General features: G+C 35.0%; 7 protein-coding genes. All 7 read right to left on the bottom strand.

Translation table 11 applies throughout. From position 1 onward, the window contains the following. Positions 1 to 30: 30 nt before the first annotated feature. The 7 genes from VP395_RS00570 to VP395_RS00600 all read right to left on the bottom strand — a co-directional run bounded on the left by VP395_RS00570 (position 31) and on the right by VP395_RS00600 (position 13,039). Positions 31 to 1,986, bottom strand: coding sequence for a heavy metal translocating P-type ATPase (locus VP395_RS00570; RefSeq protein WP_346239748.1), 1,956 nt, complete (start codon positions 1,984 to 1,986; stop codon positions 31 to 33). A gap of 56 nt (positions 1,987 to 2,042) precedes the next feature. Further along, positions 2,043 to 2,459, bottom strand: coding sequence for a Fur family transcriptional regulator (locus VP395_RS00575; RefSeq protein ID WP_346239749.1), 417 nt, complete (start codon positions 2,457 to 2,459; stop codon positions 2,043 to 2,045). Positions 2,460 to 2,468: 9 nt separating this feature from the next. After that, complete coding sequence (locus VP395_RS00580; RefSeq protein WP_346239750.1) at positions 2,469 to 3,662, bottom strand: efflux RND transporter periplasmic adaptor subunit; 1,194 nt, start codon at positions 3,660 to 3,662, stop codon at positions 2,469 to 2,471. Between the two features lie 3 nt (positions 3,663 to 3,665). After that, on the bottom strand, positions 3,666 to 8,051 hold the full coding sequence (locus VP395_RS00585) for a CusA/CzcA family heavy metal efflux RND transporter (protein WP_346239751.1): 4,386 nt from the start codon (positions 8,049 to 8,051) through the stop codon (positions 3,666 to 3,668). A gap of 124 nt (positions 8,052 to 8,175) precedes the next feature. Next, positions 8,176 to 8,415 carry a hypothetical protein gene (locus VP395_RS00590; RefSeq protein WP_346239752.1) on the bottom strand — a complete coding sequence of 80 codons (240 nt, stop codon included), beginning with the start codon at positions 8,413 to 8,415 and terminating at the stop codon, positions 8,176 to 8,178. A gap of 342 nt (positions 8,416 to 8,757) precedes the next feature. Further along, positions 8,758 to 10,530 (bottom strand): efflux RND transporter periplasmic adaptor subunit, encoded by a 1,773-nt coding sequence (locus VP395_RS00595; protein WP_346239753.1) that lies wholly within the window; start codon positions 10,528 to 10,530, stop codon positions 8,758 to 8,760. A gap of 4 nt (positions 10,531 to 10,534) precedes the next feature. Then, complete coding sequence (locus tag VP395_RS00600) at positions 10,535 to 13,039, bottom strand: heavy metal translocating P-type ATPase (protein WP_346239755.1); 2,505 nt, start codon at positions 13,037 to 13,039, stop codon at positions 10,535 to 10,537. Between the last annotated feature and the right edge of the window lie 41 nt (positions 13,040 to 13,080).

Raw genomic sequence — 13,080 nt, forward strand, 5'->3', positions numbered from 1 at the left:
TATTTGGATTCAAAATTTAAACTAAAGAAACTAAATTGACCATTTCATTTTCTGTAACCTTATAGCATTCATAATCGCTAATAAAGCAACCCCTACATCAGCAAACACAGCTTCCCACATAGTTGCTAATCCACCCGCTCCTAAAATCAATACAATGACTTTAACACCAAATGCTAAAATGATATTCTGCCAAACGATTTTTCGTGTAGAACGACTTATTTTAATGGCTCTCACTACTTTTAAAGGTTGGTCAGTTTGAATAATAACATCTGCTGTTTCTATTGCGACATCACTACCTAAACCACCCATTGCAATTCCAACGTTACTTGCTGCTAAAACAGGTGCATCATTAATACCATCACCAATAAAAGCTATTTTATTTTCAGGATTTTTCTTTAAAATTTCAACTTCGTTTAATTTATCTTCTGGCAATAATCCACCTTTAGCATTTTCAATATTCAATTCTTTGGCGACTTGTTGAGTAATGGAATCTTTGTCACCAGAAAGCATCATAATATTTTTGATACCTACATTGTGTAATGCTGTTATAGTTTCTTTTGCATCTTCTTTTAATTCATCTGCTAAGACTACATAACCTGCAAATTGATTATCGATTGCAACTAATACTATCGAATCTACAATAGATTCCGTTTCAGTTGGAATAGCAATTTTATTAGTTCCCATTAAGGCTTTATTACCTACTAAAACTGTTTTACCATTTACAATGCCTCTTAAACCTTTTCCTGCAATTTCAGAAACGTCTTGAGCTTCAAAATCTTCACCTTCTGCATTATACTCTAAAATGGCTTTTGCAATTGGATGTGTGGATTGTTCTTCCATCGCCATTAGGTATTGCATAAATTCAGTTTCACTCCAACCGATTGCTTTTACTTCTTTGATTTTGAAAACACCTTTGGTAACGGTTCCTGTTTTGTCCATTACCAATGTATTTATCTTGGTCATTGCATCTATGAATGAAGCTCCTTTAAACAAAATACCATTCTTAGAGGCTGCACCTAAACCACCAAAATATCCTAAAGGAATGGAGATAACTAATGCACAAGGACAGGATATTACCAAGAAAATTAAGGCTCTATAGAACCAATCTCTTAATATATAATCATCTACAAAAAAATAAGGGATGAAAGTAACTCCAATTGCTAAAAACACCACAATTGGTGTATAGATTCGTGCAAACTGCCTGATAAACAATTCTGTTTTTGATTTACGTGCTGTGGCTTTTTGAACTAAATGCAATATTCTGGCAATTGAACTGTCTTCAAATTTATTGGTTACTTCAACTTCAATCACACTTTCTAAATTGATACTACCTGCATAAACTTTATCATTTTTACTTGCTGAACTGGGCTTACTTTCGCCTGTTAAAGCTGCGGTATTCAATGATGCCTTTTCTGACAACAACACACCATCCAAAGGAATTTTTTCACCAACTCGAATTTGAATTTTTTCAGTAACCTTTACATCTTCGGGAGAAACACTTTTATAATCACCATCACGAAACACATTGGCTTCCTTTGGTCTAACATCCAATAATGCTTTAATATTTCTTTTGGCTCGGTTAACTGCTGCATTTTGAAATAATTCGCCTACTGCATAAAATAACATTACTGCAACGCCTTCGGGGAATTCACCAATAACAAATGCACCAATAGTGGCGACAGCCATTAGAAAGAATTCTGTAAAAACATCGCCTTTTTTAATACTTTCCCATCCTTCTTTTACCACAGGAAGTCCAACAGGTAAATACGCTATACTATACCATAAAATTGCCGACCAATTTTTAAAAAAAGAGACATCAAAATAACTTAATGTTGTTCCTATAATAAGCATTACAAAACTCAAAATTGCTGGAATATAAGCCCTAAAACTATTGGATGTTTTAACGTGATTATGATCATCATCGTGACTATGTTCAGCTTCCGAATCTGGGTTTAAATCTCTTAAATCAACTTTCTTCTTTTTCATTAAAATATGTTTTTAAAGTATAAATATGCAATTAATACCAATGCAATGGAAGTGCATTATTGACCGCTACATTTATAGCAAACACCTTTAACAACTAAGTTTACATTTTCAGATACAAATCCATTAGGCACTTTTATTTGAGGAATTTTATGATCAGTTAAACACACTGTTTCATTACAGTTATTGCAGTGAAAATGCAAGTGTAAATCAGTTTCAATTTCACAGTTGCATCCGCGTTCACATAATGCATATTTAGTTACACCCCTACCATCGTCTATTTGATGCACTATTAATTTTTCTTCGAAAGTTTTAATAGTTCTATATAGTGTGGTTCTATCAGCCGTATCAAAAGCATTTTCTATATCGCTTAATGTAACAGCTATTTGCTTTTCTGCAAGAAACTTATAAATTAACATACGCATTGCTGTAATGCGTATGTTTTTTGATTCAAATAATTTTTCTATTTCATTCATAGCTCCATATTAATGTCCATGCCCTCCACCCTCTTCTTCACTGTTTTTTGCTTTAGCCAAAAGGATGAAAGCATCTTTTAGCACCACATCCATTTGAGTGATATCTTGTGATTTGTCTTCAAAATCAAATGACACAAACCCTTCTTCATCATTCCCCTTAATGATTTCAAGCATTTCAAAATCGTTCATGGTCTCTTCACCTTCTTTTCGTTTACCCAATGACTTAAAAATATAATGTTTACCATCAAAACGCACAATAGCTTCTTCTGGAAGTGCATAGTGTTCAACTGCTTCCACTTCTATAGCTGCGTTTACAAACATTCCTGGTAATAAATCTTCTATATGCTCTTTAAGATACCCATGAATGGTTACAGACCTGTCTTCGCGCACATTGTTACCTATCAAAAACACAACAGCTTCCATCCATTTATCGGGTGCGTTGGCTAATCTAAAACGAATGCGTTGTCCGTTTTTTATTAAAGGTATATCATCTTCATATACTTTTAATTCTACATGCAAATCCGAAGCATCAGTGATATCCATCAACACATCTTGCGGATTAAAATATTTCCCCGTATTAACATACACTTCCCTAACAACACCATTGATTGGTGAATAAATATTTACTACCGAGGAAATTTTTCCATTTTTTACGGTTGATGGATTAATTCCTATCAAACGTAACTTACTTTCCAGTGCCTGAATGTTTGCTTTATTGGTTAGGTAACTGCTTTTGGCTTTTTGAAATACTTTTGTAGAGGACACTTCCTCATCGTTCAAAGTTTGTTGACGTTCAAAATCTGCCTTTAAATAATCATTGTTTGCTAAAACCTCTAAATAATCTCTCTGAAATTCAATAAAATCAGGGTTTTCAACTGTAGCAACTACTTGCCCTTTTTTAATGCGACTACCTGGTAGCATCTCGGTGTATTTCAAGAACCCACCATAAGGGATGGTTACTGAGATATTACCTTGTGGTGGCACATCTATCATACCATTTACCGTAATTTCATGACCCATTTGTCGCTTTTCCACTTTTCCAACAACAATACTGGTTTGTGCTATTTGTGCTTCAGTTAACTCAACAATGTTTTCATTTTCCAAATCGTGGTTATCTTCGTTTGATGGCGCAGATTTATCCTTACATCCCAACATGACAGAAAGCGCAGTAAATAGAATGATTTTATATATATAGTTTTTCATTTTCTAATTATTTGAAGTTAATTGCTCAATTTTAATAAGTGTTTGATTGTATTGATTTACAAATGCCAAATATTTGGTTTGTATGGTTAGTGCACGGTTAATACCTTGAACATATTCTAAATACTCAATTTCTCCCTCTTGAAAACCACGTTGTGAGTATTTTAAAAGTAATTCAGCCTGTGGCAAGGCATTAAGACGGTAAAAGTCCAAATTATTCTGGTCATTTCTTAATGTTTCCAGTGCTGTTTGCAATTGTGATTTTGTGTAATTGACCACAGCTTCAAGTTTAGATTCATACTCCATTTTCTGAATCTTTGCCGCCTTAATTTTTGAGGTGTGTGATTTAAAGAAAATAGGAATGCTTAAACCTAATTGCACTCCTGTAAATCTGTTACCCGCGTCAAACACCGTTGATGAACCATAGGCAGTTTCGCCACTACCTATAAAAGATTGATTAAAATAACCTAATGTAATATTTGGTAACATTTTTGATGATGCCACTGCACGTTCTTTTTCTGATATTTCAACATTCGACTCATAAAATGACACTAACGGATTATGTGAAGTCATAGAAGTATCACCAACCTCTTGGGAAGTCATCATTAGTTTTTGTTCTAAATTCCCAACACTAATATCTACAAGATTTTCTGAGTTCAATAAATTCTGCAATCGTAATTGATAGGTCTTAATGATTGTCGCATTATCTTTCAACGCAATTTGCATATCAGATAGTTCAGCATTTGCTGTTGCTTTTTCCAATGCATTACTTTCACCTGTTTTAAAGCGTAATTCGGCTGCATATTGAAACCGTTCATAAATACTGTCTTGTTCCTGTAAAACGTTTTGTTTGCTTTTTAAATACCACAACTCATAGTATGCCGATTTTACTTGGAAAATCAATTCATTTTCAATTACATCCTGATGTCGTTCACTTGCCTCAATTTTCGCTTTAGATAACTTGTTTTGGTTAGCATACAAGGTTGGAAAAGCAAACGTTTGGTTTATACTGAAACGTGTATCATCGTTAACAACACTATTTGTTTGTCCATATTCTAAACCAAACTCTGTTTTCGGTATGTCCCAACTCGCACCTTTTAAAGCTCGCTGTTGTTCTGCTTGAAACTGAGATGCTTTAATATTCGGATTATTCTTTAAAGCCACTTCAAGAACTTCATTAAGGCTTTTGAATACTTTTACTTCTGTATTATTTTGAGCATTTATAGTATGTATACTGCCTATAAACCCAATAAACAATAGCAATGTGATTTTACTCGGTTTCATTTTTATGTTTTTTTCTGAATAATAATATAGAATTGGTAATACCACTAAAGTTAAAAAGGTTGCCGTAATTAAGCCTCCTATAACCACAGTTGCCAAAGGGCGTTGCACTTCTGCCCCAGATGTTTGCGATAATGCCATAGGTAAAAACCCTAATGAGGCAACAGCTGCGGTCATTAATACGGGACGTAAACGTGTATGTGTCCCTTTGTAGATACGTTCAAAAATATCAGAGACACCATCTTTTTTAAGACGATTAAATTCTGCAATTAAAACGATCCCATTCAATACTGCAACTCCAAAAAGCGCAATAAACCCTACTCCTGCCGAAATACTAAAAGGCAAATCTCTAAGCCAAAGTGCAAAAACACCACCAATTGCCGACAAGGGAATGGCAGTAAAGATTAAGACACCTTGTTTTATAGAACCAAACGTAAAATACAATAATATAAAAATGAGCAACAATGCCATAGGTACTGCAATACCTAAACGCTGTCTTGCCTCAACCAAATTTTCAAACTGACCACCATAGGTAACACTATAACCAGATGCTAAATTCACTTGACTATCAATTTTGTCTCTTATTTCGGCAACAACACTTTCAACATCACGGTTACGCACATTGAAAGCCGTAATAATTCGTCTTCTAGTATTATCCCGTTGAATTTGGTATGGACCATCAATAATTGAAACTGTGGCAACTTGCTGCAATGGTATTTGTTGTCCTTTGCTACCGTTTATATATAAATTTTGAACATCAAAAAGATTTTTCCTGTGGTCTCCTGCCATACGAACGACCAAATCAAACTGTTTTTCCCCTTCATAAACCAACCCTGTTGAAGCTCCTGCAAAAGCAGCTTGAATGGTTTTGTTCACTGATTTAATATTCAAGCCGTATTTCGCTATTTGCGCCCTATTATAATTAACCACAATTTGTGGAATACCCGTTACTTCTTCAACATACACATCAACCGCACCATCAACTGTACCAGCAATTTTGCCTATTTGTGTGGCATATTTTGATAATTGCTCTAAATCTTCACCATATATTTTTATAGCTACATCTTGTCGTACCCCAGTCATCAATTCATTAAAACGCATTTGTATGGGTTGTTGAAAGCCAAAAGTAACACCTGGTATTTCTTCAAGTGCTTCTGCCATTTTGTTAGCCAACTCCTCCCTATTTGAAGCTGAAACCCATTCTGATTTATCTTTTAGAATAATCATCAAATCTGCTGCCTCTACAGGCATTGGGTCAGTTGGAATTTCACCTGAACCAATTTTAGAAACCACCTGTAACACTTCGGGAAAATTATCCAATAAAATCTTTTCTGCTTTGGTAGTCGCTTTAATGGTATTACTCAACGAGCTCCCAGTCATAACACGTGTTTCCACAGCAAAATCACCTTCTTCTAACGTTGGGATAAACTCTCCTCCTAAATTTTTAAAAACAGAAAAGGCTATGATAAACAAAACCAATGTAGAAGCCAAAACTATTCCCCTAGTACACATTGCCCACTTTAAAACAGGCTCATATATGCTATAAAAAAAGTCCATGATTTTATCGGAAATATTTCGCTTATGTTCTGTCTTTTTACTTAATACAAGGGCAGACATCATTGGAATATAAGTAAGAGACAGTATAAATGCACCCAAAATAGCAAAACTCACCGTTTGTGCCATAGGACCGAACATTTTCCCTTCCGTTCCTACTAATGCCAATATGGGCAAATACACAATTAGAATTATAATTTCTCCAAAGGCTGCTGAATTTCTTATTTTACTGGAAGATATGAAGACTTCTTCATCCATCTCTTTTTGAGTAAGTTTCCTTTGAAATTTTTTACTTCCCAAATGAAAGAGCGTTGCTTCTACAATAATAACCGCTCCATCTACAATCAGCCCAAAATCAATAGCCCCAAGACTCATAAGGTTTGCTGACACCCCAAAAAGATGCATCATGCTAAAGGCAAACAATAAGGCTAATGGTATGACAGACGCTGTAATTAATCCCGCACGCCAATTGCCCAAAAGTAACAACAGAATAAAAATAACAATAAGCGCACCTTCAACCAAATTCGTTGTTACTGTACCTATAGCATTGTTTACTAATTTGGTTCTATCTAAAAAAGGTTCAATGACAACACCTTCTGGCAGTGTTTTACTAATGGCATCAATTTTATCTTTTACATCGGCAATAACTTGTGCCGAATTTGCACCTTTAAGCATCATAACAATGGCACTTACAACCTCACCTTCTCCATTTCGAGTGGTTGCACCATAGCGGATTGCTGTACCTGTTTCTACTTTAGCCACATCACTTATGAGAATGGGAATGCCATCATCTGTCTGTTTTACAAGGATATTTTCGATGTCTTTAATTGAACCAACCAATCCCTCACTTCTAATAAATAAAGCTTTATCATTTTTTTCAATATATGCACCACCTGTATTTTGATTGTTTGATTCTAAAGCATCAAATATTTCAGAGATTGAAACCCGCATAGCGTTTAATCGTTCTGGACGAATGGCTATTTCGTATTGTTTAAGGTAGCCTCCAAAACTGCTAACATCGGCAACACCTGGTGTGCCCAATAATTGACGACGAATGACCCAATCTTGAATGGTTCGCAATTCCGCCGCATCGTATTTATCTTCATAGCCAGGTTTAGTTCCTATTACATATTGATAAATTTCCCCAAGACCTGTACTTAAAGGCGCAATACCTGGTTTTCCTATACCGTTAGGTATTTGAGATTGTGCCTCTACAAGGCGTTCATTCACCTGTGCACGTGCCCAATACACATCCACATCTTCTTCAAAAACAATAGTAACCACTGATAAACCAAAACGAGAAAAAGAACGTATTTCTTCTATTTGTGGAATGGTTGCCATGGTGATTTCAATGGGAAACGTTATTAAACGTTCTACTTCTTGAGCTGCAAGTGTAGGTGATGAAGTTATTACTTGCACCTGATTATTTGTGATGTCTGGAACTGCATCTATAGGCAGTTGTTTTAGCGAATAGATCCCTGTTAGAACCAACGCCAAAGTGAGTAATCCTATAACCAATTTATGGGTTATGGAATACTTAATTATTTTATTAAGCATAATTAAATTATATTAATTCCGTTAAAAATTTTCAGAAAAGACACAGCATTTGTGACTAATCGAATCGAAAATGACCTATTAAATAGTATCATAAAGACAGAGTTGTCCTAATATATTAACTGAATTAACCTCGAGGTGGTTGTAACAAAGAATCTAAATACTCAGAAGTAAAACTCTTATTAAAATCTATATATTTTATTCTACTTTTAAATTCAACTGTTCCAAACTGGTAAACAAATGAGGGTGCATAAAACAGGAAGGTATGACTACAAAAATGAGTATTATGAAATGGTAAATCTTCATGACTAGAATCATTCTCTCCATGATGTTCGTTCGTACTATCAGCATGAATGTAGTCTTCCACAAGAAATTGAAAAAAAGTATCATTGTCATATGATTTATGTTCTTTGTAATGTTCAAAAAGATTAGGGAGTTTAATCAGTTCACAAGCAATATCCATATTAGGCAATATAGCCTGAAAAAGAAAAACAAAAGAAAACACTATGGATAACACTCCTTTCATAAAAGCAAATATACAAATAAATTAATGCAATAGGTTTGCAAAGGGCATTACCAAAATTAAGAAACTCAAACATCTATATTACCAAGTTCCTTTTTGAGAAATAATACATTAATAAGGCAATAAATCACACACAAAATCAACCTTCATAAGTGTTGAAAAATTATAGTAAAAGCCTCATTGCAACTATTCTATTACTTGCTTTACTTCTCCGCAGCTAATCATAGATGCTCCAAAATAGGGATTGATTACTTTTTCTTCTTTACTCAACCAATATGCACCTTTGTTATCATCTGCCATGGGACAAAACTGATTATAAACTTTTTCATTAATTCCAAAGCGCAGGATAACACTTCCCAAATGTGTTGACAAATGTTTAAAATGACTTCTCTGCTCCTCTAAATCTGTAGTGGCTATAATTGAATTGGCTGATAATTTCAATTCTTTTTCTAATGACATCCAATGGCTATGTGCATTATTATCCTTCAATAATTTCATATCAATTTTACCTAATTCAGTTAGCAAAATCCTAGATTGTTTAACAACTTCTTTTGAATTGTCCTTTGCCAAACCATCCTTTAAATCAATATAACTGATAAACACTTCTTTTAATTGATTTTGAAAACCATTTGGCACCTTAATCCTTCCATTTACATTGGCATGATTACTTTCCTTGGTAGGCATTGCTTCTTCCATTCTATGATGCCCTTCGTGTCCAGTAGTCGTTTTTCCACCTTTTTGATTCATCATAGATTTTTTGCCTTGTAGTTGCGCTGCGGCATCAACTGTAAAAGCACCATTTGTTACTATCTCATCCCCATTTCTTAAACCATTTGTTACTTGGTAATTATCGCCTATTTTAGCCCCAAGTTCTATTTCTTTCATTTCAAAAATCGGCTCGCTTCCTTTAACTTTAGAATAAACAATAGAGCGCTTACCTGTCCATAATACAGCAGATGTTGGAATTACTAAAGGTTGCTCGCTAGTAGATGTAGTAGTTTGTATTTTCCCTTCCACAAACATACCAGGTTTAAAAACATCATTTTCATTACCAATAACAGCTCTTAGTTTTACAACTCTTGTTTTAGTGTCTAAAATTGGATCTATAAAATCTACTTTCGCTTTAAATTCCTTATTAGGATATGCATTTGTTGTTATAGAAATTTCTTGACCTTTTTTGAAGAGGTTAATTTGGTTCTCGTAAACATCAAAATTTGCCCAAACAGTTTTGAGGTTGGCTATTTTTAATAAAGGTTGCCCTTGTTTAATATAATCGCCCTGTTCTACTAATTTTTCAGTTACAGTACCTGAAACCGTGGCATACACTGGGACATTTTCTTGAACTTTTCCCGATGCTTCTATTTGGTTGATTTGATTTTCCGAAAGTTTCCATAGTTTTAATTTACTACGGACAGCTTTGTACAATGCGGGCTGTGATTCTTTTAAAGAAATTGCGGTAATTAATTCCTGTTGTGCTGCATAAAGTTCGGGTGAATAAATGGTAGCCAATAATTGACCTTTTCTTACGTTTTCACCTGTAAAATTAACATGCAGCCGTTCTATTCTACCAGAAAAATAACTAACTTGAACTGCGTTGGCTTCTTCATTTTCCACAATTTTACCTGATAGTTTTATCGTATTGTCATTCGCAACACTATTACCTACAACAGTGGTTTCTATATTTGCCAATGCCATGGCATTTTCTGTAAGCTTAAATTGGTCTGCTACTAAACCATCTGCGCTGGTTTCCGCTGGGATTAGATCCATACCACAAATAGGGCAATCTCCTGATTCTGGTTGCATTATTTGTGGGTGCATAGAGCATGTCCACATTTGATTGGTTTCTGCTACAGTATCATGATTATGTTCTGTTTCTTCTTTTGATGAGCCACCAAAAAGTAACCATCCTAAAAGCAGACCAATAGCAAGCAAGCCGATGTAAATTATATATTTCTTCATTTTTCTATATTTTAATTGTTCTTAATCGTAATGCGTTACCTATAACCGAAACAGAGCTAAAACTCATTGCCAATGCCGCTATCATGGGCGAGAGTAAAATCCCGAAAAACGGAAATAAAACACCTGCTGCCAATGGAATGCCTAATACATTGTAAATAAGAGCAAAAAACAGGTTTTGCTTAATATTTTTCATAACGGCATGACTCAAATGTTGTGCTTTTACAATACCATGCAAATCACCTTTTACCAAGGTTATCATGGCACTTTCAATGGCTACGTCTGTTCCTGTTCCCATTGCAATACCTACATCGCTTTTTGCCAATGCTGGTGCATCATTAATACCATCGCCAGCCATAGCTACAACTTTTCCTGCGTTTTGTAGTTTCTCAACTTCTTTTAGCTTGTCTTCGGGAAGCATACTTGCTTTAAAATCTGCAAGGTTCAATTCTGAAGCGACTGCTTGAGCTGTATCATGGTTATCGCCTGTTAGCATAATTACCGCAATACCTTTATCTTGAAGTTCTTTGATGGCTTTGGCACTGGAAGACTTGATTTTATCTGCTATTACTACATATCCACAAACATTATGGTCTATGGCTAAAAACGATACGGTTTTCCCCTGTTTTTGATAGGTTTTAGCTTCTTTCTCCATTTTTGAAGTAATTTCAGCTTTAGCGTGCACCATCATTTCTGGGTTTCCTAGCGCCACTTTTTTACCGTTTACTTGTCCTTCAACTCCTTTACCTGTAACTGCACTAAAACCATTTGACTTTAATATTTTAATATTCTGCTCCCTTCCATATTTAACGGTTGCTTCTGCTAACGGATGTTCACTATTGCTATTTAGTGACACAATATATTGTAGAATGCTGTTATTGCTAAAATCATCATTAAAAGTACCTACTGTTTCTACCGTTGGTTTGCCTTCGGTTATCGTTCCTGTTTTGTCAACAATCAGCGTATTTACTTTATCCATCTTCTCTAATGCTTCTGCATTTTTTATTAAAACACCATTTTGAGCACCTTTTCCAACACCAACCATTACAGACATGGGTGTGGCTAAACCTAAAGCACATGGACACGCTATTATTAATACCGCAATGGCATTTACTAATGCGTAAACATAGGCTGGTTCTGGTCCCCAAATAGCCCAAACCGTAAAAGTTATTAATGAAATTACAACCACAACAGGCACAAAATAACCAGATACTTTATCGGCTAAATTTTGAATGGGGGCACGACTACGGCTCGCCTCGTTAACCATATGGATAATTTGAGACAATAGCGTGTCGCTACCTACTTTCTCTGCTTTCATTAAAAAAGATTGGTTGCCATTAATGGTACCACTACTTACCTTATCTCCAACAAGCTTGTTTACAGGAATGGGTTCTCCAGTAATCATAGACTCGTCAATACTGGTTTCCCCTTCAGTTATTGCTCCATCAACCGGAATTTTATCACCAGGTTTTACTTTTAGAATATCGTTTAATTCAATCTTATCAATACTTACCTCAACTTCTTCCCCATTTACTATTTTTACGGCTTTGTTTGGTGCTAATTTTAATAATTCTTTTACTGCTGAATTGGTTTTGCTATGCGCACGTGCTTCCAATAACTGCCCTAATAAAACAAGAGTTAAAATCACCGTAGCGGCTTCAAAATACACATGAACTGCACCAGACTCGGTTTTAAATTGACTTGGAAAAAAGTCTGGAAAAAACAGCCCAAAAACACTAAACAACCAAGCTACACCTGCACCTATACCAATAAGGGTAAACATGTTAAGATTCCAGGTTTTGATACTTTTATAAGCACGTTCAAAAAACATCCAAGTGGCATAAAATACTACTGGAATGGACAACCCAAACTGAATCCAATTCCAATATTTTTGTTCCATAATATTATATAATGGATTATTGTTTATCATTTCACTCATTGCCATTAAGAAAATGGGGAATGTAAAGGCAACGGCGATCCAAAACTTTTTTGACAACTTTTTATAGGTTTTCTCTTCTGCCGAAAGGTCTGGTTGCATGGGTACTAAATCCATTCCGCAAATAGGGCAAGCACCTGCTTCATCTTTTATAACTTCAGGGTGCATGGGACACGTCCATTGCTCTATTGAAGAAATAGATAAGTTTTGTTCTTCAACCAAATCCATTCCGCAAACAGGACAATCATCATGTTTATCATAGGTTTTATCGCCTTCGCAATGCATAGGACAATAGAAAGTTCCGGTACCTTTTCCTTTAGGTTGCTTTTCCTTTTTTTCTTCAGAATGCTTATGATGATGTTCTCCGTTTTTATGAATACTATATCTTCCACCATCATTTTTCAAGGCTTCTTGAAATTTTTCTAATGGAATATGCGATTCCATTTCAATGGTTGCTTCAGCTTTTTCTAAACTAACTGATGCTTGCGATACACCTTCAACTTTTGATAGTGTTCCTTCAACGTGACTACGACAACCGTTACAGGTCATACCGTGTATGTGATAAGTATGTTTCATTTTATATAATTTTATACATCAAAATTAAGCCTCTAATGAAT

This window comes from Mariniflexile soesokkakense (genome assembly GCF_039650365.1).
Classification (GTDB): Bacteria; Bacteroidota; Bacteroidia; order Flavobacteriales; family Flavobacteriaceae; genus Mariniflexile; species Mariniflexile soesokkakense.

Excerpts from the sequence above, each read along its gene's own strand:
- VP395_RS00570 (WP_346239748.1), bottom strand. The coding sequence starts at position 1,986 with ATGAAAAAGAAGAAAGTTGATTTAAGAGATTTAAACCCAGATTCGGAA.
- VP395_RS00600 (WP_346239755.1), bottom strand. The coding sequence starts at position 13,039 with ATGAAACATACTTATCACATACACGGTATGACCTGTAACGGTTGTCGT.
- VP395_RS00575 (WP_346239749.1), bottom strand. The coding sequence starts at position 2,459 with ATGAATGAAATAGAAAAATTATTTGAATCAAAAAACATACGCATTACA.
- VP395_RS00580 (WP_346239750.1), bottom strand. The coding sequence starts at position 3,662 with ATGAAAAACTATATATATAAAATCATTCTATTTACTGCGCTTTCTGTC.
- VP395_RS00585 (WP_346239751.1), bottom strand. The coding sequence starts at position 8,051 with ATGCTTAATAAAATAATTAAGTATTCCATAACCCATAAATTGGTTATA.
- VP395_RS00595 (WP_346239753.1), bottom strand. The coding sequence starts at position 10,530 with ATGAAGAAATATATAATTTACATCGGCTTGCTTGCTATTGGTCTGCTT.